General features: G+C 43.1%; 23 protein-coding genes and 1 other RNA gene. 9 read left to right on the top strand and 15 right to left on the bottom strand.

Features of this window, described 5'->3' with window-relative positions; genetic code table 11:
* Positions 1-505: 505 nt before the first annotated feature.
* The 7 genes from HMPREF2794_RS10170 to HMPREF2794_RS10140 all read right to left on the bottom strand — a co-directional run bounded on the left by HMPREF2794_RS10170 (position 506) and on the right by HMPREF2794_RS10140 (position 8,030).
* Positions 506-1,723 (bottom strand): clostripain-related cysteine peptidase, encoded by a 1,218-nt coding sequence (locus HMPREF2794_RS10170; protein ID WP_010538534.1) that lies wholly within the window; start codon positions 1,721-1,723, stop codon positions 506-508.
* A gap of 84 nt (positions 1,724-1,807) precedes the next feature.
* On the bottom strand, positions 1,808-2,209 hold the full coding sequence (locus HMPREF2794_RS10165; RefSeq protein ID WP_008762460.1) for a hypothetical protein: 402 nt from the start codon (positions 2,207-2,209) through the stop codon (positions 1,808-1,810).
* 76 nt (positions 2,210-2,285) lie between these two features.
* Positions 2,286-2,942, bottom strand: coding sequence for a murein L,D-transpeptidase catalytic domain-containing protein (locus HMPREF2794_RS10160; RefSeq protein WP_010538535.1), 657 nt, complete (start codon positions 2,940-2,942; stop codon positions 2,286-2,288).
* A 133-nt stretch (positions 2,943-3,075) separates the two neighbouring features.
* Complete coding sequence (locus HMPREF2794_RS10155; protein WP_002561589.1) at positions 3,076-3,936, bottom strand: sigma-70 family RNA polymerase sigma factor; 861 nt, start codon at positions 3,934-3,936, stop codon at positions 3,076-3,078.
* 182 nt (positions 3,937-4,118) lie between these two features.
* The gene (locus HMPREF2794_RS10150; RefSeq protein WP_010538536.1) at positions 4,119-5,654 is read right to left on the bottom strand and encodes a trypsin-like peptidase domain-containing protein; all 1,536 of its coding nucleotides are present in this window, start codon (positions 5,652-5,654) and stop codon (positions 4,119-4,121) included.
* A 219-nt stretch (positions 5,655-5,873) separates the two neighbouring features.
* The gene (locus HMPREF2794_RS10145; RefSeq protein ID WP_055268935.1) at positions 5,874-7,025 is read right to left on the bottom strand and encodes a dipeptide epimerase; all 1,152 of its coding nucleotides are present in this window, start codon (positions 7,023-7,025) and stop codon (positions 5,874-5,876) included.
* Between the two features lie 18 nt (positions 7,026-7,043).
* Positions 7,044-8,030, bottom strand: a complete 987-nt coding sequence (locus HMPREF2794_RS10140) for a C40 family peptidase (protein WP_010538538.1) — start codon at positions 8,028-8,030, stop codon at positions 7,044-7,046.
* A 98-nt stretch (positions 8,031-8,128) separates the two neighbouring features.
* On the opposite strand from HMPREF2794_RS10140, the gene rnpB reads away from it, so the two are divergent.
* Positions 8,129-8,489: RNase P RNA component class A (gene rnpB / locus HMPREF2794_RS10135), an RNA gene on the top strand.
* A 34-nt stretch (positions 8,490-8,523) separates the two neighbouring features.
* Complete coding sequence (locus tag HMPREF2794_RS10130; RefSeq protein WP_010538539.1) at positions 8,524-9,843, top strand: YihY/virulence factor BrkB family protein; 1,320 nt, start codon at positions 8,524-8,526, stop codon at positions 9,841-9,843.
* A 235-nt stretch (positions 9,844-10,078) separates the two neighbouring features.
* Here HMPREF2794_RS10130 and HMPREF2794_RS10125 read toward each other — a convergent pair whose 3' ends face one another.
* From HMPREF2794_RS10125 to pstC, 6 genes are all read right to left on the bottom strand, one after another.
* The gene (locus HMPREF2794_RS10125; protein ID WP_010538540.1) at positions 10,079-10,615 is read right to left on the bottom strand and encodes a nitroreductase family protein; all 537 of its coding nucleotides are present in this window, start codon (positions 10,613-10,615) and stop codon (positions 10,079-10,081) included.
* 58 nt (positions 10,616-10,673) lie between these two features.
* Positions 10,674-11,276: a riboflavin synthase gene (locus HMPREF2794_RS10120; protein ID WP_010538541.1), complete on the bottom strand. Its 603-nt coding sequence runs from the start codon at positions 11,274-11,276 to the stop codon at positions 10,674-10,676.
* Positions 11,277-11,960: 684 nt separating this feature from the next.
* On the bottom strand, positions 11,961-12,650 hold the full coding sequence (phoU, locus tag HMPREF2794_RS10115; protein WP_010538552.1) for a phosphate signaling complex protein PhoU: 690 nt from the start codon (positions 12,648-12,650) through the stop codon (positions 11,961-11,963).
* Positions 12,651-12,707: 57 nt separating this feature from the next.
* A complete protein-coding gene (gene pstB, locus HMPREF2794_RS10110; RefSeq protein WP_010538553.1) occupies positions 12,708-13,466 on the bottom strand; it encodes a phosphate ABC transporter ATP-binding protein PstB in 759 nt (252 codons plus the stop codon).
* A gap of 7 nt (positions 13,467-13,473) precedes the next feature.
* Positions 13,474-14,349, bottom strand: coding sequence for a phosphate ABC transporter permease PstA (gene pstA, locus HMPREF2794_RS10105; protein WP_010538554.1), 876 nt, complete (start codon positions 14,347-14,349; stop codon positions 13,474-13,476).
* A 1-nt stretch (position 14,350) separates the two neighbouring features.
* Positions 14,351-15,547: a phosphate ABC transporter permease subunit PstC gene (pstC, locus tag HMPREF2794_RS10100; protein WP_010538555.1), complete on the bottom strand. Its 1,197-nt coding sequence runs from the start codon at positions 15,545-15,547 to the stop codon at positions 14,351-14,353.
* A 176-nt stretch (positions 15,548-15,723) separates the two neighbouring features.
* Here pstC and HMPREF2794_RS10095 point away from each other — a divergent pair, with 176 nt between their 5' ends.
* The 4 genes from HMPREF2794_RS10095 to HMPREF2794_RS10080 all read left to right on the top strand — a co-directional run bounded on the left by HMPREF2794_RS10095 (position 15,724) and on the right by HMPREF2794_RS10080 (position 20,630).
* Entirely contained in the window at positions 15,724-16,536 is an 813-nt protein-coding gene (locus tag HMPREF2794_RS10095; RefSeq protein ID WP_010538556.1) for a PstS family phosphate ABC transporter substrate-binding protein, read from the top strand.
* A 51-nt stretch (positions 16,537-16,587) separates the two neighbouring features.
* Positions 16,588-18,327, top strand: coding sequence for a glutamine--tRNA ligase/YqeY domain fusion protein (locus HMPREF2794_RS10090; protein WP_010538557.1), 1,740 nt, complete (start codon positions 16,588-16,590; stop codon positions 18,325-18,327).
* Positions 18,328-18,524: 197 nt separating this feature from the next.
* Positions 18,525-19,961, top strand: a complete 1,437-nt coding sequence (locus HMPREF2794_RS10085; protein WP_010538558.1) for a tetratricopeptide repeat protein — start codon at positions 18,525-18,527, stop codon at positions 19,959-19,961.
* Positions 19,962-19,991: 30 nt separating this feature from the next.
* Positions 19,992-20,630, top strand: coding sequence for a DedA family protein (locus HMPREF2794_RS10080; protein ID WP_010538559.1), 639 nt, complete (start codon positions 19,992-19,994; stop codon positions 20,628-20,630).
* An 88-nt stretch (positions 20,631-20,718) separates the two neighbouring features.
* Here HMPREF2794_RS10080 and HMPREF2794_RS10075 read toward each other — a convergent pair whose 3' ends face one another.
* Both HMPREF2794_RS10075 and tpx read right to left on the bottom strand, forming a co-directional pair.
* Entirely contained in the window at positions 20,719-21,603 is an 885-nt protein-coding gene (locus HMPREF2794_RS10075) for a DUF3078 domain-containing protein (RefSeq protein WP_070751446.1), read from the bottom strand.
* Positions 21,604-21,729: 126 nt separating this feature from the next.
* Entirely contained in the window at positions 21,730-22,233 is a 504-nt protein-coding gene (gene tpx, locus HMPREF2794_RS10070; RefSeq protein ID WP_010538561.1) for a thiol peroxidase, read from the bottom strand.
* 136 nt (positions 22,234-22,369) lie between these two features.
* On the opposite strand from tpx, the gene HMPREF2794_RS10065 reads away from it, so the two are divergent.
* The 3 genes from HMPREF2794_RS10065 to HMPREF2794_RS10055 all read left to right on the top strand — a co-directional run.
* Positions 22,370-22,933 carry an HdeD family acid-resistance protein gene (locus HMPREF2794_RS10065; protein ID WP_010538562.1) on the top strand — a complete coding sequence of 188 codons (564 nt, stop codon included), beginning with the start codon at positions 22,370-22,372 and terminating at the stop codon, positions 22,931-22,933.
* Positions 22,934-23,016: 83 nt separating this feature from the next.
* Positions 23,017-23,496 carry a DUF4494 domain-containing protein gene (locus tag HMPREF2794_RS10060; RefSeq protein WP_008762440.1) on the top strand — a complete coding sequence of 160 codons (480 nt, stop codon included), beginning with the start codon at positions 23,017-23,019 and terminating at the stop codon, positions 23,494-23,496.
* 6 nt (positions 23,497-23,502) lie between these two features.
* A partial coding sequence (locus tag HMPREF2794_RS10055; RefSeq protein ID WP_070751445.1) for a YggS family pyridoxal phosphate-dependent enzyme occupies positions 23,503-23,925 on the top strand: 423 nt, incomplete at its 3' end.

The raw sequence follows: 23,925 nt of genomic DNA, 5'->3' as shown, positions 1-23,925 counted from the left end.
CTACTTGTATTGTTTATCAATATTTCAAAGAACTAACGTGACTTCTACCACGCAGCTTTCTTAGCGAAAGCGGATGCAAAGATAAGAACTTTTTCAGATAACATCCAAACTTTTTCGAAGTTTTTTTGTTTTTATTTTCTGAAGCCATATTCTCTAGCAGAATGTCAATTGTTAGGCTCTGTCTCTCTAGCAAAGCGGGTGCAAAAGTAGAGAACTTAATGACAATATCCAAATATATACTACTCTTTTTTCTTTTTGAATAAAAATATAACTTACTGATTGACAAGGATGTCGAAAAGAGATTTTTTCTTTATAGCTTTAAAAGTAGGAAGAATCTATATACATTATTATATAGTTATATCATTAAAAAAAGATAGTGACACTATCCTGTTACGATAGTGACACCATCCAACAAAGATACTGTCACTATAATAACGACATAGTGTCACTAAGTTTTTAGAAGAATATGGCAAGTACTTCCAAGTGTATCTACCTTTTCACAAAATCACCATCCTGTTGCATTCCAGCCCGCTGCAGAATACCATGACAAGGTACGATAAAAAGTATTCATCTTAGAATTACTTTCACCATTAGGAATATAAGTAGAAAGACCTTCCGAACCTTCCATTGTGAACATACGACGAATAATACCAGAATAATTTTTAGAAGTTGTCTTCCGATACACTACTGCATTATCAAAAGCTATTCGCCAAGATTGATACTCTGCATTATCCGCTCCACCAGTCAAATACTGAATCAGTTCATCAAAATCGTAATTGGCATCATCATTAAAATCATAAGCCAATAGACCACTGCGATTTACTTCCCTTTTATCTTGAATATATTTAGGAATAATTGTCTTAGTTGCCGCTGCCAGATTATCCAAAGCGTCACTCTTTATCACAGAAGTAGCAATGCCTCCTGTCCAATTCTCATTACTAATAGGACTAACCCCTGTATAAAGTTTTTCATAATACCCGTAATATGCCTCTGCTATATTCATCGCCAAATTTGTTTCAGTAAACATTTCCGGCACTACTGCTTTATAGGGGGCACCAGGACCAGGAATTTCAGTCGGAGAACCAATAAAATATTCAGCACAGTCACGAAGTTCATAGGCGACTTCCACAGATTGCATATTACATGAGTCAAACAATATGAACTTTAACGGTTTTGGAAAAGCTGAAAATAACGCTTCACGAAAATCCGGAATATTCATCTGAGTTTTACGATAATACCCGATTGAACGAGAATTTGCATTATTACTAGCCGATACCCACGAAGAACTATGAGACAAAAATACAAAGCCATAGCTATCTGCAGGGAAATAATCGACTGTTTGAGCAATAACTTTAGACATAACTTCTTTATCTAAAGGATTCTGTTCTGCATAAGTAAAAAGAGTATCTGCTACTACTTTACCATTCTTCTGTTTCAATGAAATCAAATGAGGTAAGTCATTTTTCATCTCACTGTAAACAACCAAATTACATTTTGAATAATCAACCTCTTCCATGCCCGCTTTCATATCGCTAAAATTGATCTTAAAAAGGTCAGACAATTCATTAGAATCTCCTGCATCTCCTACAATATACACCAGTACGGTACGTCCTACCTGCTCACGTGGCTCAGGGGTTACAGGTCCCTCATTATCATTATTCTCACAAGCAGCAAATAATGCGGCCAAACCTACAAGAAAGGATAATATTTTAATATTTTTCATTAGATTTCCAATTTGTTATGACCGCAAAGATAAAAAAATAAGAGATGCAAACTTGCATCTCTTATCATATTAACAATAAATCTCTTACTCTTCCGGTTTTATAAAATGGAACTTATCAGTATCAATCCGTGTCACTGTTGTATTCCTGTTCCTTTTATATTTACTCAGAATTTTCGTTGCTTCTTTCTCCAGCTTCTTTCTGTTTTCTGAGAAATAGATCATACATGTACTATTCTGCTGCAGTCCGTTATCTTCCACATAGTTCTTCAACTGATAGCTATACAAATCACGATGAGTGAGGAAACCTTCCTTGCTAACCTTCGCACTATCCAATATCTGAATATCCGTAAAATACACAACCGTATCCGTAAAGGAGGCAGCAATTCCGAAGGCATAAACTGTTTTAGAGTGGTCTTTCTTTAAAGAGAAAGCCGAGCACATTGTCAACACAAGTGCCATTGCAAATAGTATTTTTACGTATTTCATATCATAAATTTTTAATTGTGGCAAAGGTAACAAAAAAGAAGAAATATCATCTATTTATCATTAAGATTTAGTATTTCTATTCATATATCCATAATAACACGGACTTCTTTTCGACTTTTAGCAGAGCATCCACTTTACGCATCACCTCGTCACAAATCACAGGACACCCCTGGCTAATACCTAATGGAAGATACATGGGGGATATCTCCGAAGCCGGCACCGGAGTATAAGAATGCAGTACGATATATCGTTTGAAAGCATTGCTATTTGTCGGCTCCAGCCCATGTAATTTATAATGCACATTAATTCCCCATTTGCTATATGAGCGAATTCCGACCTTATACTTTCCCAAAGAAGAACAATAACTCCCTTCCACATTACTATATACCGGCTTTTTCAACGTGCTCTCCTTGCCATATCCATGAGCACAGAGACTTGAATATTTGATGGAGTCACCTTTGAAGTCCCAGACAAAGAAACGTTTTTTACCGGAAGGAATACTGAAATCTATCAGAAAACAATAATTCGTATTAAATCCATTCTCTATACAATAGGCTTTCGCAGCAAGAGCTTTCTCTTGCAAACGCTGTTCTTTGCTGGAGGGCGAAGGAACGGCATGAGATGCAACAGTCCCAACTGCAGGCTCACCAGCGGTCCCAGTACATCGTCCGTAAGCGACAAAGCCAATACAAATCCCCACAAGAGTGAATAATATCAGAACAGACTTCTTCATAAATTTGCATAGTATAAGATAAACAACAGCTAAGTAAAAAGTCGCATAAGTACCTTCTTCAGATGATTACTCCAAGAAGTGTAACTTATGCGACTCTAATTCTTTTTTTCTTTCAGAAACTGATATTCCTCACTTATCCCAAGTAGGATTTGAGCAATTTACTACGATTACTTTGTCTTAGTCTTCTAATTGCTTTTTCTTTAATCTGGCGAACGCGCTCACGTGTGAGACCAAACTTATCGCCGATTTCTTCCAATGTCATTTCTTGTTGTCCGATACCGAAAAACATCTGAATGATTTCTTTTTCTCTATCGGTTAACGTAGAAAGAGCTCTATCAATTTCCCTCGCAAGAGACTCATTAACCAGAGAGCGGTCCGCCATAGGCGAATCGTCATTAACCAACACATCCAGCAGGCTGTTGTCTTCTCCTTCCACAAAAGGTGCATCCACCGAAATATGACGGCCGGATACCTTTAGCGTATCAGAGATCTTGTCAACCGGAATTTCCAGCTCATCTGCCAACTCTTCGGGAGACGGACGCCGTTCGTTTTCCTGTTCGAACTTTGAGAAGGCTTTGCTGATCTTATTCAGCGAACCTACCTGATTCAACGGGAGACGAACAATACGCGACTGCTCTGCCAATGCTTGCAGAATAGACTGACGAATCCACCATACAGCGTAGCTGATAAACTTGAATCCACGTGTTTCATCAAACTTTTCGGCGGCTTTGATCAGTCCTAAATTGCCTTCATTAATCAAGTCAGGCAAACTCAAACCCTGGTTCTGGTACTGCTTAGCCACAGATACGACGAAACGAAGATTGGCACGTGTCAGTTTTTCCAATGCTACACGGTCACCCTTACGAATGCGCTGAGCGAGTTCCACTTCTTCCTCGACTGTAATCAGGTCTTCACGACCGATTTCCTGCAAATACTTGTCAAGAGAAGCGCTCTCTCTGTTAGTGATACTTTTGGTAATCTTTAGTTGTCTCATTCTTTAAAAACAGATTTGGAGTGCAAAGTTACGACAAATAATTTGTTAACATACATATTTAGGCAACTTTTTCACTATATTTTCAACTAATAAAACAAAAAAGAATGCCGACAAGTTGTGTGACGGCATCCTTTTTCTATTTCATTAGCTTATCCTACAATCTTCTTACCTTAATTTATAGTTTATTCCTGAGTCAGATCAACTGCAAAGTATCCGCGTTTACCAGATGGGAATACACCTGTCAGGAACAATACCTGATTCGGAGACTTAACAGCAGCTTTCATTGCTTCTTCCAGATCACTGACTTTGCGCATCGGCTGGTCATTAGCCTTCAGGATGATGAAGCCTTTGCGGACTCCTGCATCTGACATCTTACCGGAAGAAACACCTGTCACTTGCAGGCCATAACCGAGGTTCAACTGTTTCTTCAAGTCATCCGGCAATTCTTTGAATGCAGCACCCAGGATGTCCATACCTGCGTCTTTTACAATCTTCGTTGTGCCTTGTTCGTTCTTCAACGTTACTTCAACAGTCTTTTCCTTCTTATCACGCATCAGTTTTACTTTCACCTTATCCCCAGGACGATGTTTAGCAAGAGCTTCCTGCAAGTCGGCCATATTTGAAACCTTCTTATTATCCAGACCGATAATTACGTCATCGACTTTGATATCAGCACCTGCAGCCGAACCACCTTCAACGATTTCAGAAACCCAGACTCCTTCTACTACACCCAGTGCCTTAGCTTTATCTGCCAAAGTAGTACCGGACTTATCAATCGGTTGTCTGTCATCCATCAAGCTGCTGCCAATAGATCCTCCACGGATACCGAGCAAAGCACGCTGCACAGTTCCATATTGTTTCAGGTCAGCAATAACCTTCGTCATAATGCTGGTCGGAATAGCAAATCCATATCCGGCATAAGCTCCGGTCGGAGAAGAAAGTACAGAGTTGATACCTACCAGTTCTCCCTTAGCATTGACCAGTGCACCACCACTATTTCCCTGGTTAATGGCAGCGTCTGTCTGGATAAAAGATTCTATACCACCATTATATACACCCAATGAACGAGCCTTTGCGCTGACGATACCGGCAGTTACAGTAGAGTTAAGATTGAACGGGTTACCTACTGCCAATACCCACTCGCCTACTTTCAGTGCATCAGAGTCACCTACCGGAATAGTCGGCAGATCATCTCCTTCTATTTTCACTAATGCAAGGTCAGTGCTCGGGTCAGTACCGATTACACGTCCTTTAAACTCACGATTGTCATTCAGCTTCACACTGATTTCATCTGCACCTTCAATCACGTGATTGTTGGTTACGATATAACCGTCTTTAGAGATAATCACTCCCGAGCCAAAACCTACGCGAGGCTGGGTTTGTACCTGACGCTGTTGTCCACGTCCGTCACCGAAGAAGAAATCGAAAATATCCGGTGCCTGCTGAATCGTTTTAGTTTTGGATTCTTGCGTAGATCTTATATGTACAACAGCATGAAGGGAGTTCTCAGCAGCTTGTGTCAAATCAACCGGCTGAGCGTTTACCGCATCAAAAGCAGCCAATTTGACATTGGGATTCTGCTTGAACATCTCATTAAAAGATGTTTCCTTGGCAGCTTCGTTAGATTGCAACAATTTGTAAGTTGTCAATCCTGCAACTCCTGAGCTCAGAAGAATAATTGCTCCTACTCCCAGAATGTTCTTTGTTGTCTGTTTCATGATTTATAATTCTTTAAAATGTTAATATCTGACATTGTTTTAACTTTTACGACGTTAAAATAATAACAAATATCGTTCACTTATTCTACTTGTCACTCTTTTTTGTCCTCTTTTAACAGAGAATATTTAGGGCTTAACAGCGCTTAACGACAGCAACTGACAAATTTACATTCGTTGTATGTCAGATGGCTTTAACAGTCTGACATTCATTCAGTAAGATCAGATTTTCATGACACCAATTCCGGGTAAGTCATTCAATGTGATTTTTCCATTCACCACTTCCACTCCTTTGAAGCGGTCGTTGGAGATAAGCAGGTTTCCATCAAGGTCGGCAAAATCGACTGCCGGAGAAAATTGCGAGGCGGCAGATATCGCACACGAAGTCTCCGTCATACACCCCACCATCACGCGCATTCCCAAAGCATGTGCCAGCGTGACCATCTTCCATGCTTCACGCATTCCGGTACATTTCATCAATTTAATATTGATTCCCGTAAATGCACCTTTCAAAGCGGCTACATCCCCTAAACGCTGCAACGACTCGTCGGCAAATACAGGCAAAGGACTTTGTTGCGTCACCCAGGCAATGTCATCCAACTGCTCTTTCGGCATAGGCTGCTCTATCATCACAATCCCTTTCTCTTTCAGCCAATGAATCATATCGAGTGCATATTGGCGGTCTTTCCAGCCCTGGTTAGCATCAACGGCTATCGGCAGGTCCGTTACCGAACGGATTGTCTCTATCATTTCCTTATCATTGTCTCTTCCCAGCTTCACCTTTAATATATTAAACAGACCGGCACATTCTTTTGTTTTCGCACGGACCACATCGGGCGTATCAATACCAATCGTAAAGGTGGTAGAAGGCGTCTTCTCTTTGTTCAATCCCCATATCTTATACCAAGGCGCTCCCAGCAGCTTTCCCACCAAGTCATGAAGGGCAATATCCACCGCAGCTTTTGCTGCCGTGTCTTTAGGCGACAGACTGTCAACGTATGACAAAATGTCCTCTAATTGAAAAGGATCGCTGAATTGCTCCAGATTTACTTTTTTAAGGAAGTTCATTACCGACTCCACTGTTTCTCCGAGATAAGGGGGCATAGACGCTTCTCCATACCCGGTCACCCCTTCATATTCGATCTCTACCTGCACATCGGGCGTAGTAGTACGCGAATAAGTGGCTACCGTAAAGACATGCCTCAACTTTAACTCATAAGGGAAAAAAGTCATTTTCATCTTTCCCCCTATACCATATTTATTAACATGAATAGCAGAAGGCATACATTCTCCCGCCAATACCTGACTGACAGCTATTCCGGAACCTAAAGTCGCAAAGGCAGCCGTTTTCAGAAAATCTCTTCTATTTGGCATTTGTTTAATGGATAATGGTTAGTGATATAGATAATAGAGGTTATGGTCGGTGGTATTCATGCCTTTCTCCTTATTTATATAGGGCAGGAAACGAGTGGCAAAAAGCAGACGACCGGTATTGAACTCATCGTAGCGCTCGTCTTCGGGATCAAAGCTGCTGATATGTACGTCTCCCAAGGCATGGATGAAGCGTTTATTACCCAGGTAGATGCCGACGTGTGAGATGCCTTCTTTACGGTCGGCTGTAGCTTTACGACCGAAGAAGACGAGGTCTCCGCGTTGCACGTTGGAGAAATCAGGGGCTATCTCAATGCGTTCGCCTACATAAGCCTGTTGTGACGCATCCCTTGGGATGATAATATCATGCATAAAGAGTACGGTCCGGACCAGCCCGCTGCAATCAACTCCTTTCGAAGAAGTCCCCGCCCATAGATAGGGAATTCCGATCATTGTATAAGCAGTTTTAATAATACTTTCAGCATCTTGTTTCAACGAAGCTCTCCATTTACTCTCTGGTTGTGAAATATGTTTGGAGATATAGGCCTGGCGGCCATCCGGATAAGACACCTTGTAAAAATGCCCTTTACTTCCCTCCCACTTCAGGCGATTGCCGGCAACAACATCCGATACGGTCTGCGAGTCGTCATCCGGTTTTTCATACGTAAATCCGTAGTGGGAAGTCACCACAATCTTCTCTGCACGGTTCCATTCATCATATTTCTCTTTCGACATCGGCGTAATCACCATCCGATGCACCCATCCCGTATAGTCATCCGGAGTCTGAATCTCGTACCAGTCGGTGTATTGCAATACCTTGACCGGCATCCCAAGCAGTGCCTGCGTGCTCATTCCGGAAGTAAACTTACCTTCATCACGCATATTACAAACAGAAATGTGTACTACCCCATAAGCTGAATCAGCAGGCATGGGGCGTATTTCCTGAGCTTTCAGACTAACTACTGCTACTACCAGCAAGCAATAGAAAAAAAGGATATTTTTCTTCATTGAATCATGATTTAATGATAGCAAAGGTAGAAATTATTTCTATTTGTGACACTTTCTTTGGCTAAAACAAAATAAATGACGTACTTTTGCAGTCTAAAGCAGTTGGCTGGTCTGTCGCGTGCGCGTTTCGTGCAGGAGGAAAGTCCGGGCAACACAGAGCATCCTACTTCCTAACAGAAAGCTGTCCGCGAGGGTAGAGTAACGTAGAAGAAAATAACCGCCGCTCCTTTCGGGGAGAGGTAAGGGTGAGAAGGTGGGGTAAGAGCCTACCAGCAGCATGGTGACATGTGGGCTGTACGTCTTAGGAGTTGTAAGGTCATGTAAACCGGCGTTATGAGAGTTGCTCGCTCCATGTCGGAGGGTAGACCGCTAAAGTGTCGTGGTGACACGCCACTCAGATAAATGACAGGCACCTTATTATATAAGGTACAGAACTCGGCTTATAGGCTGACTGCTTTTTTTCTTTTTTAAACTGCTTTTTAAATTCTGAGCCATGAAGAAGAAAATCACCGATATATGGAAATTCATCACGTATGACATCTGGCGCATCACGGAAGATGAAGTGACTAGGACGAAGTTCTCGCTCTACAATATTATTAAAACCGTCTATCTCTGCATCAATCGATTTACCAAAGACCGGATGGCTAATAAGGCCTCAGCACTGACATATAGTACACTGCTTGCTATTGTACCTATACTTGCTATCCTTTTTGCCGTAGCCCGCGGATTCGGATTTGATAATCTGATGGAGCATCAGTTCCGCAGCGGCTTCGGAGGAAACACCGAAACGACAGAAGCTATTCTTTCGTTTGTCAACTCCTACCTGTCTCAAACCAAAGGCGGTATTTTCATTGGAGTAGGTCTGGTGATGTTGTTATGGACCGTTATTAATCTGGTGAGTAACATCGAAATCACCTTCAACCGTATTTGGGAAGTCAAGAAAGCACGCTCCATGTACCGCAAGATAACAGACTACTTCTCGATGTTTCTGCTCATGCCGATTCTGATTGTCGTTTCGGGAGGACTTTCTTTATTTGTAAGTACTGTACTCAAGCAGATGGACGATTTCGTTTTACTGGCTCCTGTCATGAAATTCGCAATACGCCTGATCCCATTTGTCTTAACCTGGCTGATGTTCACCGGACTCTACATTTTCATGCCCAACACGAAAGTGAAATTCAAACATGCACTGATTGCAGGCATTTTGGCAGGCTCCGCTTACCAGGCTTTCCAGTTCTTGTATATCAACAGCCAGTTATGGGTATCGAAATACAATGCTATTTACGGTAGCTTTGCCGCCCTCCCCTTGTTTCTGCTATGGCTGCAAATTTCTTGGACAATCTGTTTGTTTGGAGCCGAATTGACCTATGCCGGACAAAATATCCGCAGTTTTAGTTTCGATCAGGACACCCGTAACATCAGCAGACGTTACCGTGATTTCATTTCTATCCTTATCATGTCACTGATCGCCAAACGGTTTGAAAAAAACGAGCCGCCTTATACGGCCATGGAGATATCGGAAGAACACCAAATCCCGATCCGACTGACCAATCAAGTACTTTATCAGTTGCAAGAGATAGATCTGATTCACGAAGTAGTGACCGACCAGAAAAGTGAAGATATCGGCTATCAGCCTTCAATGGATATCAACCAACTGAATGTAGCGATTCTGCTTGACCGCCTGGATACGTACGGCTCCGAAAACTTTAAGATAGACAAGGATGAAGAGTTCAATGACGAGTGGAAAGTACTGACTGAATCCAGAGAAGAATACTATAAGAAAGCAAGTAAAGTACTACTGAAAGATCTGTAAAAACAAGCTTTGTTGTATCTGTTTTTTACTAGAAAAATACTCATAAGCGCCCATATTCGTAAACAACTAATAGTCAACATCTTACAACGAATACTTTTTAGTTTAAAAGAAACAGTGCGTTGGTTTTAAAGGAAAGCCTCGTTGGTTTAAAAGGAAGAGGCCGTTCCTTTTAAGCCAACGAGGCTTTTTCTTATATATCTACTTCTCAAAAGTATGGAATATACATTTTTTTCAATTAATACCGATTATAAGAAATGACCTTTTCTTTCGTCTTTCTCATCTTCTTTCGTTTTTCTTTCACCGGATACCCGATAGCGATATCCAACAGCAAGCGTTTAGAAGCAGGAATCCCAGTCAATTGCTTTATCTCTTTTTCATCAAACCATCCCAAAATACAAGACCCCAGTCCTTCACTTTCGGCAGCTAATGTAATATGAGCGGCAGCAATACCAATATCAATCAACGGGAAATGCTTATCCTTTACTTTACCTCCAAGCAGGGATGTAATATTGGCAAACTCTTCCACTATCAGAATATGCACAGGGGCATCTTTAGCAAACTTATTCATCCCTAGTCCAGCTGCTGCCTTACCTACTTTTAAAGCCAGCTCATGATCTGTCACTACCACAAACTTCCACGGCTGCGCATTGCAGGCAGAAGGAGACAGACGGGCAGCTTCCAGAATCCGTTCCAGCTTCTCCGCTTCTACCGGACGACCTTTATCATATGCCCGGTCACTTTGGCGAGACAACACTAATTGCAGAAAATCCATCCAAATTAGGGTTTTACGATTTATAAATTACGATTGAAGCTAACAATTCCCAATTGAACTATTTATATTGAATCATCCGGCTGATATACTTGCCGATGATATCAAACTCAATGTTCACTACGCTACCGATCTCGAACGTATGAAAGTTAGTATGCTCATAAGTATAAGGAATAATAGCTACCTGAAAAGTATCATCCGTCGGATTACATACCGTCAAGCTGACACCATTTACAGTGACTGAACCCTTATCCACTGTGATATAGCCACGTTTCGCCATTTCCTTATCAAATGCATATTTGAATGTAAAATACCAGCTTCCGTCCGCATCCTTTATTTCCACACAAGTAGCGGTCTGGTCCACATGCCCCTGTACGATATGTCCGTCCAGACGGCCATTCATCATCATGCTGCGCTCTACATTCACCTTATCGCCCACTTTCAGCAAACCAAGATTCGAACGGTCCAGCGTTTCTTTCATGGCAGTTACCGTATACGTATCATCGGTCAAGTTCACTACCGTCAGGCATACTCCATTGTGAGAAATACTCTGATCAATCTTCAGCTCATTTACAAACGAACACTTAAATGTAAAGTGTATATTCTCCTGGTCTTTCACCAGTGCTACCAAGGTAGCATACTCTTCTACGATTCCAGAAAACATAATGTTAATTATTAATGTTCTACAATAAAAGACTGACTAAAAAGGGAAATAAGAGAGCTTCTAAACCTTTTAGCCAACTATACTAATATATTAGCTCTTTCATCAACAGCTGCGCTAATATAATAGCACAAAGATACGAATAAGGAAGGAAGTTGGAAAACTTTCTGTTTTTTTTCATATATTGCAAAGGTTAACTTGTGAATAAATTCCGAACTTTCTAATCAACACTCTGAATAATATTGATAGCCTGATTTGTTCCCATCCGAAGAAAGCTTCGAAATCACTAAAATGTAGGAAATGATACGATATATGATCCATGAAATCGACAGAAAAGCAATAGACGCAAAGAAGAATCCCCTCTCTCAAACACCGTATAACGCAACTTCCTGGCCTTCAGTATAGAGCAAAAAAAATGGGGCTTTTCACAAAGCTCCATTTTTCAGTTTTCAATAGGTATTAGTTTTTTTTTAAGGTAAAAAGATTGTTTTCAGGATAACGGTGCAAATATAGTCGCTTTTACTGTTATTCTCCAAATTATAAAACATGTCATATAACATCTTTTTGAAATATCTTTGGATTTATTATCATTTGCAGTAAAAACGCCCGTAACTTGTCCGTTACAGGTGACAAATATAGGACTATTTTCTAAGTAGCCCTAATTTTTGTTTAAAAACATGCAAAAAATTACGATTTTGGATAGTTTTCGTCTACTTTTCCGCTATGTTTTAAGACTTTTGCATCAATAAAGAATACTATTTCCTCTGCAATGTTGGTAATGTGGTCACCTGAACGTTCCAATTTCCGGAACACGCCAACCAAGTCTACACAAGTATGAGCTGTTTCCGGATGTTCACGGATATAATCTGCCAGAATACCCGTTGCTTCCGCATTAATGTCATCCAACAGGTTGTCTTTACCAAATACCGCAGTCGCCATCTCAATATTTTCTTCGTTCAAGGCACGTTTCGCCAGTTCCAGCATCGATAAAACCTCTGCCTGCATCTCTCCCAGGCGCAGACGGGCCAGCAAATCGGCATCCAGCACCGGTTCCTTGCAGCGGATAACGAAACGGGCTATACCTTCTGCAAAGTCTCCCAGACGTTCCAGATTCGTATTGATTTTCAGCATTGCCAGTACAAAACGGAGGTCAATCGCTACCGGATTGTACAATGCGATGATATCCTCTATATCACTGTCTATCTTCAGTTCAAAGGCATTCACCCGACGTTCGCGCACCATCACTTGCTGTGCCAGTTCTTTATCAAGCGTCATCACGGCCTCCCCCGCACGGTCAAGCTGATTGTACACCAATGTCCACATTTCATCCACTTCTTTCTTCAATAGAATAAGCTCCGATTCTATAAACTTTACCATAGTCTCTTTATATATAAATGATTAATATTCTGTTTTCTGCAAACACTCCGGCAATACTTAACCGAAACGACCGGTTATATAATTCTGAGTAGCCTCTTTTTCCGGATTGGTGAATATCTTCTTCGTATCATCATATTCCACCATCTCTCCCAGATAAAAGAAAGCCGTTTTGTCGCTGACACGGGCGGCCTGCTGCATATTATGCGTCACGATTACAATGGTATAATCCTTCTTCAGTTCATGAATCAATTCCTCTACTTTAGCCGTAGAAATAGGATCGAGTGCGGAAGCTGGTTCGTCCATCAGCAATACCGAAGGAGATACCGCCATTGCACGGGCAATGCAAAGACGCTGCTGCTGTCCACCGGACAAAGCATAGGCAGATTCCTTCAACTTATCTTTGACCTCATCCCAAAGCGCAGCCCCTTTCAGTGTCTCCTCTACCCGCTGACGAATGAAAGCATTATCTTTCACCCCATTGACACGGAGCCCATAAGCTACATTCTCGAATATACTTTTCGGGAAAGGATTAGGACGCTGAAAAACCATTCCCACATTCTTTCGAAGTTCATCCACTTCCACTCCTTTGGCATAAATATTATGTCCGTCAATCCGGATCTCCCCTTCCAAGCGAGTAGCAGGAATCAAGTCGTTCATCCGGTTGAAAAGACGGAGGAAAGTCGATTTACCACATCCCGACGGTCCGATAAAGGCAACTACAGACTTTTCTTCAATCTGCATGCTGATCCCCTTCAAGGCATGAAAGTCACCATACCAGAAGTTTACATCGCGTGTATCTATTTTTACTGTATCCATATACTAATCAATTCGTTTTTACTCTTTTCTCAAAATATTTTCTCAATGCATTTGCCAGCAGATTAACCAGAAGGATAATCACTATCAGCACCAAAGCGGTACCATAAGCCAACGGTAACTGTGCTTCCATATCCGTTCCGCTGGTAGAAATCACATACAGGTGATACGGCAATGCCATACACTGATCCAGAATGCTTGCAGGTAATTGCGGCAGGAAGTAAGCGGCACAAGTAAACAAAATCGGTGCCGTCTCACCCGAAACACGTCCCAAAGCCAGAATTAATCCTGTAATGATGTTCGGCATCCCCATCGGAAGAATCACATGCCAGATCGTCTGCAACCTGGTAGCTCCCAATGCCCGGCTTCCTTCACGCATGCTGTCGGGAATTGCTTTCAACGCCTCCTCCGTAGTACGGATAACCAAAGGTACGCAAAGTAAACCTAATGTCAAAGAACCAGCCAGAATACTGTCACCGAATCCCATGTAATTGACAAACAGAGCCATACCGAACAGACCGAAAACGATAGAAGGAATTCCGCTCAGGTTATTCGTCATCACCCGGATAAAGCGTACCAGCTTCCCTTTCGGTGCATATTCATTCATGTAGATGCCACTCATCACTCCCACCGGGAAAGCGAAAAGCGCACTGCCCGCCATCAGATAAAAGGTACCGACGATAGCCGGCCAGATGCCTCCGCCGGTCATCCCATCCGTAGGAGCGGACGTGATAAACTCCCAACTGACAGCCCCCGCACCTTTATATATAATGAAACCGAGGATCGCAAACAAAATCAGCACAATACAGAGACTCAACAACCGGAAAATTCCGAAAGCCAGTTTCTGAGAACGGTGTTTCGCTTTATTATTACTTCGTATTTCCATGTTACTTGCTACGTTTTATTCCTCTAGAAGAGATATACTCCACGCTAAAGTTGATGATTAATGTAATAAAGAACAGTACGACGCCCAACAGGAACAACGCTTCGTAATGCGGTCCGCCTGCCGGAGCTTCTCCCAGTTCCGCTGCAATCGTTGCCGGAATGGTCCGGAGCGGTTCGAGAATCGTTGTCGGTATCACTGCGGCATTACCCGTCACCATCAGCACTGCCATCGTCTCTCCGATAGCCCGCCCGATACCTAGCACTACTCCGGAAGTAATTCCGGAGATCGAATAGGGAATCACTACCTTATATATAGTCTGCCACTGCGAAGCTCCCAAAGCCAGACTCGCTTCCCGCATCGAACGCGGACAGTTCCGCATGGCATCTTCGGTCACTGTTATAATAGTAGGCAGCGCCATGATAGCCAGAATGATACTTCCTGCCAAACCACTCTCCCCTACCGGCAGATCAAAGAATTTCTGAATCAGCGGGACAACGACAATCAAACCGAAAAAACCGTAAACCACCGAAGGAATACCACTCAACAGTTCAATGATCGGTTTCAGCCAGTTGCGCACCTTCGGATTAGCAACCTCAGACATATAGATAGATACCGAAAGTCCGAACGGAAGTGCAAAGAGGATAGCGAACAGACTTACCCACAAGGTGCCCGCAATCAACGGCAGAAATCCGAATAATGGAGCAGGAGTAGCTGTCGGGAACCACTCGGCACCTGCAAAGACATCTTTTACCGAAATGGTATTATCCTTGATAAAATGCACCGCATCAGGCTGCACTATAAATTTCTGCGGGACAAAAGCTACAATGCCGGGCGTCTTCTCCACCAGTTGCATGATTCTTTCACCGGCATACTCATAAGCGGGTCCGAGTTCTTCCTCTGTATAATACTCCGTGATGTCTTCCAAACGAAAAACCCGGATAGGGAGATCCTCCCCACCGAGTTCTTTCCAGTTTGTTATCTCTTCGTCGAAAACATCTTTTATCTGAGCAGGACTCAGCGTATTTACCCGATTACTTTTGTTCAAAGCCAACACATACCCTTCTTCAATCACTTTACTATTGAACAGCCCGAAAGCCTCTGTAAACAGGAAAAGTACGATCAGCAGGATAGTAATACTTGTTACGAAACCGCTACAAGTCAAAATTCCTTCTATTATCTTCTCAAAAATCTTCTTCATACCTATTGGTTTTCTGATGCAAAGAAAGCGACTCCTTATTAAGGAGGTGTGACTAATATTTGAAGGAAGTATTTCAATGCTGTTACATTTGTGTTACAAACACTATTTCCCGCTTATCTGAAACAAAAATGTAATATGTGATTGTTTTATTTGCACCAACAATAAAAAGAATAATTATGAAAGTGAGAAGAAATTTATTAATCGCCCTTTCCCTTCTGTCTCTCAGCGCCAACGCACAGCGCATCAAAGGCAGCGACACTGTATTGCCTGTTGCCCAACAAACAGCAGAGCGATTTATGAATCTGCAGCCGGATGCACGGGTCACAGTCACCGGCGGAGGAACCGGTGTCGGTATCTCTGCACTGATGGACAATACGACGGATATCGCCATGGCTTCCCGTCCAATCAAATTCAGCGAAAAGATGAAAACCAAGGAAGCCGGACAAGAGGTGGACGAAGTCATCGTAGCCTACGATGCCCTTGCCGTAGTGGTGCATCCTTCCAATCCGGTGAAACAGCTCACCCGCCAGCAACTGGAAGACATCTTCCGGGGAAAAATCACCAACTGGAAACAGGTAGGCGGCGACGACCGCAAAATAGTAGTCTACTCCCGCGAAACTTCTTCGGGTACTTATGAGTTCTTCAAGGAAAACGTGCTGAAAAATAAAAATTATATGGCAGGCAGCCTTTCCATGCCCGCCACAGGTGCCATCATCCAATCCGTCAGCCAGACGAAAGGAGCTATCGGATATGTCGGCCTGGCTTATGTATCTCCGCGCACCAAGACGCTTTCCGTATCATATGACGGAAGCCACTATGCCGCTCCGACGGTGGAGAACGCAACGAACAAAACTTATCCCATCGTCCGCCCCCTTTATTACTACTATAATGTGAAGAATAAAGAACAGGTAGCTCCTCTGATTGACTTCATTCTTTCACCCGAAGGGCAGGAGATTATAAAAAAGAGCGGTTATATTCCAGTAAAATAAAAAAAATGTCCTACTTTTGTAGCCTATAAATAGAGTTAACATTTTAACGTTATGACAGATATTAAAAACGAAGACACAGGCGATAAGAAAAGCCTGAACTTTATTGAACAGGCAGTAGAGAAGGATTTGAAGGAAGGTAAAAATGGTGGAAAAGTGCAGACCCGCTTCCCGCCCGAACCGAACGGATACCTTCACATCGGTCATGCCAAAGCTATTTGCCTTGACTTCGGCATCGCTGCCAAGCATGGCGGCGTATGTAACCTTCGTTTCGACGACACAAATCCGACCAAAGAGGATGTGGAATATGTAGAAGCCATCAAAGAAGATATTCAATGGCTGGGCTACCAATGGGGAAACGAATACTACGCTTCCGACTATTTCCAGCAATTATGGGACTTCGCCATCCGCCTCATCGAGGAAGGAAAAGCATATATTGACGAGCAAACTGCCGAACAGATTGCCCAACAAAAAGGTACTCCCACCCAGGCAGGTGTGAACAGCCCTTACCGCGACCGCCCTATCGAAGAAAGTCTGGAACTTTTCAAGAAGATGAACAGCGGTGAAATAGAAGAAGGTGCTATGGTACTCCGTGCCAAAATCGACATGGCCAATCCTAACATGCACTTCCGCGACCCGATCATCTATCGTGTCGTAAAACATCCGCACCACCGTACAGGCACTACCTGGAAGGCTTATCCGATGTATGACTTCGCCCACGGACAGAGTGACTTCTTTGAAGGAGTAACTCACTCTCTGTGTACACTTGAGTTTGTGGTGCACCGTCCGCTCTACGACCTCTTCATCGACTGGCTGAAAGAAGGCAAGGACCTGAACGACAACCGTCCCCGTCAGACTGAGTTCAACAAACTGAACCTGAGCTACACGCTGATGAGCAAACGTAACCTGCTGACGCTGGTAAAAGAAGGACTGGTGAACGGATGGGACGACCCCCGTATGCCGACTATCTGCGGTTTCCGCCGTCGTGGTTACTCTCCGGAGTCTATCCATAAATTTATCGATAAGATCGGTTACACCACTTACGACGCACTGAACGATATCGCATTGCTGGAAAGCTCTGTCCGCGACGATCTGAACAGCCGTGCTACCCGTATATCCGCTGTCATCAACCCGGTGAAACTCATCATCACCAACTATCCGGAAGGACAAGTAGAACAACTGGAAGCCATCAACAATCCGGAAGATCCGGAAGCCGGAAGCCATATGATTGAGTTCAGCCGCGAATTATGGATGGAACGCGAAGACTTCATGGAAGACGCGCCCAAGAAATATTTCCGCATGACTCCGGGACAGGAAGTACGCCTCAAAAACGCTTACATCGTGAAATGTACCGGATGCAAGAAGGATGAAAACGGTGTGATCACAGAAGTATATTGCGAATATGATGCAAATACCCGCAGCGGTATGCCGGATGCCAACCGTAAAGTGAAAGGTACGCTCCACTGGGTAAGCTGCAACCACTGCCTGCAAGCAGAAGTGCGCCTCTACGACCGTCTGTGGAAAGTAGAAAACCCACGCGATGAACTGGCTGCTATCCGCGAAGCAAAGAAATGCGAAGCTCTGGAAGCAATGAAGGAAATCATCAATCCGGATTCTCTGAAAGTTCTTCCGAATTGCTATATCGAGAAGTTTGCGGCAACCTTGCCTGTACTCTCATACCTGCAATTCCAACGCATCGGCTATTTCAATATAGACAAAGACTCGACTCCGGAGAAACTTGTATTCAACCGTACGGTAGGATTAAAAGATACCTGGGGTAAAATCAATAAATAATTCAGCCTTCACAGGCTTGGTAACAACAAAAAGACACAGTGCCAAAAGCCGAAAAATAGCTTACTGATATTTTCAGGCACGGATTACACGGATTAACACGGTTCTAAGTTACATCAACTTTCAGTTCCGTGTAATTTGTGTAATCCGTGCCTAAAACCTCTTTTAGCACTGTCTTATTCAAATCAAAATAAATCAGAATGGGGAGAAAAAATTCACCGTCCGCAAATAAAGAACTGAACGAGTTAATCGCTCAATATGAAACGGCCAGAGCGGAAAACCGGCAACTCTATCTGGACGGAGACCAATTAGCCGACATTGCTGACCAATATGCCGCCGGACGTAAATTCAACGAAGCGCAAGAAGTCATAACTTACGGCCTCCACCTGCATCCCGACAGTACAGATCTACTGGTAGAGCAAGCTTATCTTTATCTGGATACCGGCAAAATTCCTCTGGCAAAAAAAGTGGTGGAAAGTATTACAGACGAATATGATACAGATGTGAAAATGCTGAAAGCGGAACTTATGCTGAACGAAGGACAACTGGAAAACGCCCGAAATGTACTGGATACTATAGAAGATGCTGATGAACTGGAAACGATCATCAACATCGTCTATCTTTATATGGATATGGGATACCCCGAAGCCGCCAAAGAATGGCTGGACAAGGGTGCTCCCCGTCATGGCAAAAAAGAAGATTTCATGGCGGTTATGGCGGACTACCTCACAGGTACCAACCAGCTCGAAGCCGCATCAACTTTCTACAATCAACTGATCGACATCGACCCCTACAACGCCAGCTACTGGGTAGGGCTTGCCAAATGCCGCTTTGCAGCCGAAGACTGTGAAAAAGCAATCGAAGCCTGCGACTTTGCACTGGCTGCCGACGACAAATGTGGAGAAGCTTACGCCTATCGCGGACATAGCTATTTCTACCTGAACAATTCAGATGCCGCCATTGAAGATTATAAAAAGGCAATAAAGTACAAAGCTCTTCCTCCCGAAATGGGTTATATGTTTCTGGGGCTTACATATTCCAACAAAGAAGCATGGAAAGAAGCCGACGATTACTACCAACGTGTCATCGACCGCTTTATAGAAGAGGGTCTCGGCAATTCTCCCTTACTGATAGATACTTATACCAATAAAGCCGTAGCCGCCTCCCGACTGGGCAAGTATGAGGAAGCGCATCAGCTATGCAAAAAAGCCATAGCCATCCAACCGGATGATCCTGCCATCTATCTGGCAGAAGGCAAACTCTACATACAGGAAAATCAAAAGAAAAAAGCGGTCAAATCTTTTGATAAAGCACTGACAATGGAACCAAGTGCGGAAATGTGGTATATGGTAGCCTCGGCCTATTCGGACGCAGAGTACTTATATCAGGCCAAGCTCTGTTTTCAGGAGGCATACCGGATTGATCCCAACTATGCGGACATCGCAGAGAAACTGAGTGTCCTCAGCCTGATGCATAATGAAATAGACGACTTCTTCAAGTACAACAATGAAAGTGAGCATCCCATCAGCGAAGATATCATTCTGGACCTGTTATCCCGCCCCAACCAAACGGAAGAAGGAGAACAGATGCTGAGAGAAGTATGGGAACGCATGAAGAAAGAGAAAGGAAACAACTAATCATATTAATAAACTTTAGCCCAAAAACATATGGAATCAGTAGCTTTTATCCAGTGGTGTCTGGAACACCTGAATTATTGGACAATCACTTTATTAATGACTATAGAAAGCTCCTTCATCCCCTTCCCGTCGGAAGTGATCATCCCGCCGGCGGCTTACAAGGCAGCTGTCAATGACGAGCTTAATATTTATCTGGTAGTCTTGTTTGCCACCATCGGTGCAGATATCGGAGCATTAATCAACTATTATCTGGCAAAATGGCTGGGACGCCCCATCATTTATAAGTTTGCCAACAGCCGTATCGGCCATATGTGTCTGATTGACGAAGCAAAAGTACAGCATGCCGAATCGTATTTCGACAAGCATGGCGCACTCTCCACATTCATCGGTCGATTGATTCCGGCAGTACGTCAGCTAATTTCCATACCGGCAGGACTTGCCCGCATGAAAATGCACACCTTCCTGCTGTACACTACTATAGGAGCCGGATTATGGAACACCATCCTGGCTGTTATCGGTTATTATCTGTCAACAGTGCCCGGCATCGAAAGCGAAGAACAACTGATCGCCAAAGTCACAGAATACAGCCACGAAATCGGCTATTGCTTCATCGCCATCGGAATATTCATCGTAGGCTTCCTGGTCTATAAAGGAATGAAGAAAAAATAAGTATTAAGTATTAGGTATTAAGTATTAACCGAAGCTGCTGTTTATGAGCTTATCCGCATGGCTTAATACCTAATACTTAATACCTAAATTAGAAATTAAATTGCACTCCCACGCCTAACACCTCTTTGAATTGCAGGCGAGATCCTTTACTGCCGTCTTTTTGAACGATCTTGATATCATCGTCATATACCATATTAGTGGTCAGCGTGGTGGAGAACCATTTATTAATTGCCATATTTATCTGTATTTCCCAGTTGACATCGATATTCTGAGGTTTATGCAAATAATCAGAATACAGGTCCAGACGGGAGTATACAGTCATATTCTTCAAGAATTCATATTTCACCTCCCCTTTCAGGTTGGCACCGAAGCTCGACAACAGATGCTTGCCGGGATCTACTCCAAAGTCACCTTCGTCAGACAAACGGTCATTCAGAACAAAGGTTCCGCGCCAGGAAGCAGGAGACAATACAACCGTGAAAATCTTTCCCGGATCATACGTAAATCCCAGACCGGTGGTCAAATAGCCCGGTGACATAAATTCGGAGATAGCGACATCCTTATTGACAGAATAGTCATATCCGGGTGAGAATTGCGTCTGAAAAGTGGCAAATGCACTCGCATACCAGTTTTTGGCGATAGAATAACCATAGTTGGTATTCAAATATATTTTATCATTGGCTTTTCTCATGCCGTCCTCCCCTGTCTTATTCAATCCATAAGCCAGTTCAAGGCGGTTATTCCATATATGCTTTCCTTTTTTATAATTAGCTTGATAAGTACCTTGCAAGTCAAAAGCGACGGAGTTATCACCTCCGGCAGACCAGTTGGTCAGGCTTACTTGCGTCAGTTTGAGTCCGGCAAAACCTTCCGTTGTCCAGGGAGAAGTTTTTGTACTATCGGCGGTTTGAGCCGACAAGTGGGCAGCGCCCATGCCTAACAGGGCAATGAAGAAAAATCGAATTTTGTCCATGTGGTTGAGGTTTAGGAAAAAAGTAATTAGGTATTAAGTAATAAGTATTAAGTATTAATCGAAGCCGCTTATTGTACTATTGGTACCAACCGCATGGAATAATACTTAATACTTATTACTTAATACTTATTCTTTAACTGCCGCTAATGCTTTGTCATAGTCCGGTTCCTGAGTAATCTCCGGAACAAGCTCCGTATAAGCTACCTTGCCGTCTTTACCGATCACGACTACTGCACGTGCCAGTAATCCTGCCAGCGGTCCGTCTGCCATACGCAGTCCGTAGCTCTCGTCGAAGTCAGAGAAGCGGAAGTCAGACAATGGAATTACGTTCTCAATGCCTTCAGTCGTGCAAAAGCGTGCATGAGCAAAAGGAAGGTCTTTGGAAATAGCCAGTACGACCGTATCTTTGAGACCTGCTCCCATTTTATTAAATTTGCGTACCGATGTTGCACAAACGCTCGTATCCAGACTTGGAAAAATATTTAGAATTACATTTTTGCCGTTCAGGTCTTTCAGAGAGAAAGAAGACAAATCAGTTTTTACTAACTCAAAGTCAGGAGCGACTTTACCTACTTGTATAAATTCACCGATCAGTTTCACCGGTTGTCCTTTGAAATTTGTTGTTGCCATATTGCATTTACATTTTAAAATTACTTTATAATAAAAACAACTTATCCCCGGAATATGTTCACACGAAAACCTTTTCTAAAATCAATTTGTTATTCCTCCACAAATTCACAGAGTATTCATTTAAAATTTAAAACGTATGGAAACTGTATTCAACGAGATCCAGCACTCAGTAAAAAACTGGTGGACTTCTCTTTTATTAGGAATTGTGTATATCATTGTCGCCCTTTGGCTTATGTTCTCACCCCTCAGCAGCTATGTCGCATTGAGCATCGTTTTCAGCATATCGATGCTGATAAGCGGTATTCTCGAAATCATATTCTCTCTCAGTAACCGCAAGGGAGTACCCAGTTGGGGCTGGTATCTGGTGGGAGGAATCATCGACCTTATTTTAGGTATTTACCTGATCGCCTATCCGATGGTCAGCATGGAAGTCATTCCGTTTATCATCGCCTTCTGGCTTATGTTCCGGGGCTTCTCCTCCACCGGCTACTCCATCGACCTCAAACGTTACGGCACTCGCGACTGGGGCTGGTACATGGCTTTCGGCATCCTTGCCATTATCTGTGCCCTGATCATATTGTGGCAACCGGCAGTAGGCGCATTATACGTAGTCTACATGATCTCCTTTACTTTCTTCATCATCGGACTTTTCCGCGTCATGCTTTCGTTCGAATTGAGAAATCTGCATAAAAGAAAATAAAAATCTTTCGGCAGTTACTTCGTATTTTGTTTATCTTTGTAGGCAATTTACACGAATCAATAAACTAAAAAAGAAGAAAAATTATGGCAATGCATACTTGGTTTGAGTGCAAAATCCGTTACGAGAAAACAATGGAAAACGGAATGCAGAAGAAAGTGACGGAACCTTATCTGGTAGATGCACTCAGCTTTACAGAAGCAGAAGCACGTATTATCGAGGAGATGACTCCATTTATCACAGGAGAATTTACAGTATCGGACATCAAACGTGCCAACTATAGCGAACTTTTCCCCAGCGATGAAGAAAGCGCTGACCGCTGGTTTAAGTGCAAACTGATCTTTATCACCCTTGACGAGAAAAGCGGCGCCGAGAAAAAGACTTCTACCCAAGTGCTGGTTCAGGCTGCCGACTTGCGCGACGCAGTGAAGAAACTGGACGAGGGCATGAAAGGAACAATGGCTGACTATCAAATCGGTATGGTATCAGAAACTCCGCTGATGGATGTATATCCTTATAGCGCCGGACCGAATGACAAACCGGAATTTGATCCGTCAAAAGCATAAGTAACCATGAGTATTGCTGACAATCTAAAGCAAGTGCTGGCCGAACTCCCACAAGGAGTCCGGCTGGTTGCTGTCTCAAAATTCCACCCCAATGAAGCGATAGAAGAGGCTTATCAGGCGGGACAGCGTATTTTCGGAGAAAGCAAAGTGCAGGAAATGACAGCTAAATACGAAACTTTGCCGAAAGACATCGAATGGCATTTTATCGGGCACTTGCAGACAAATAAGATTAAGTACATGATTCCCTACGTAGAAATGATACACGGGATCGACACTTATAAGCTACTGGCGGAAGTCAACAAGCAAGCAGCCAAGGCGGGACGTATCGTGAACTGCCTGATACAGATTCACGTTGCCCAAGAAGAAACCAAATTCGGTTTCAGCCCCGAAGAATGCAAAGACATGCTGCATGCCGGCAAATGGAAAGAA

It is taken from the genome of Bacteroides sp. HMSC067B03 (assembly GCF_001811315.1).
Taxonomy (GTDB): Bacteria; Bacteroidota; Bacteroidia; order Bacteroidales; family Bacteroidaceae; genus Bacteroides; species Bacteroides faecis.
Note: the sequence above shows the minus strand (reverse complement) of the source record. Positions and strands in the feature narration are given on the sequence as shown.